The following is a 1,182-nucleotide window of genomic DNA, read 5'->3' as shown; positions in this document are numbered from 1 at the left end:
TGGCGGCTCTAATTGGTCTAACCGCAGCTTGCGAAGACAGAGGGCTATATGTGACTGAGTTTATGGTCGAGGGGCTATTAGAACATGGCGAACAAGAATATGGTCGTTTCCTCTACTCTGAGTTTTTCTCTGCCAAGGTGGAGATGTGGGAGCAAGCTGCACGCAGCCAACAAAATATCAGTAATGAGTGTTTAGACTTTGCGACTCAATTTAACGCAGGGCTAAACAGCAATTAGTGGCGATTTTGTTGGCAATTCTTGGTTCAAAAAGAGTCGCTAGCCGCCCATATAAAGGTTTTGTCTTCACGTTTTCTCAATGCAACTCAATAAACTCTATTTTTATAAGCTTATTAACCGTTTAGAACTACCGACTTAAGGTAGGATTTCAGTGACGCTTATTTAAGTAAGCCCATTGTTTCAATAGGTAGAATTATGACACCATCAGACCACGCACGCTCTTCGTCAATCAAGGGAACGCTTTCTTTAAAAAGCACTCGTTCTTCAAAAAAGGCGCTCTCCCCAAAAGGCAACTTCTCTTCAAATGATACCTTCTCTTCAAGTGGTGCTCTCTCTGTAGGCCGATGGCTGACTGATTTTATATCGAAACGCAGCGCTAATTTGCAAACGCCTAACTCTGCTGATGGGTTGTACCAATACCACATGACAGGCCAAGAGTATGTATCACTAAAAGATCTGCTCAGTAGCAGTACAAATTTTGCAGTGAAAAATACGTTCTCAAAAGAGTGGTGTGGAGCCTTTGTATTGTATGGCGCAGAGTGGTTTCGCCGTGAGTATACTCGTGACTGGAGTTGGCAGCCGATTTTTGAGCGGCTAGGTTTTGAAGGGAGAGGTTTTGAGCTTACGCCAGCACAAGTGAGTGACGTGGTAACAAAGGGAGTGACGGTTTATTGGAAAAAACCGTTGGCTCGCTTTGGTGCTAATCATAACGATTATGTTGGATCAGTGTTTCGGCAAGGTGGCTTACCATCCAACTTGCTCTCACTAGATGTTTATTCCCAGCAATCTAATCACTATCAAGATGCTTTCTTTGCTATTTTTGAGCGCTTTCAAGAGGCGAAGTCGTTTGGTCAACGCGCTATTGATAGTCTCATTCGTACCCGAATCACCAGTTTTCCAGAAAACCTGCAATCGGATACGACAGTCACGCTCAAGATCGGAAGAG

2 protein-coding genes are annotated in these 1,182 nt (G+C 43.9%); both read left to right on the top strand.

The window, feature by feature from the left end; genetic code table 11:
- The coding region (locus ACP45E_RS22530; RefSeq protein WP_069585547.1) for a hypothetical protein at positions 1–236 on the top strand (236 nt) is incomplete at its 5' end.
- A gap of 195 nt (positions 237–431) precedes the next feature.
- A partial coding sequence (locus ACP45E_RS22525; protein ID WP_241824383.1) for an STY4851/ECs_5259 family protein occupies positions 432–1,182 on the top strand: 751 nt, incomplete at its 3' end.

This window comes from Vibrio genomosp. F10 str. 9ZD137 (genome assembly GCF_049974785.1).
GTDB lineage: Bacteria > Pseudomonadota > Gammaproteobacteria > Enterobacterales > Vibrionaceae > Vibrio.
This window is presented reverse-complemented; position numbering and strand designations above follow the sequence as displayed.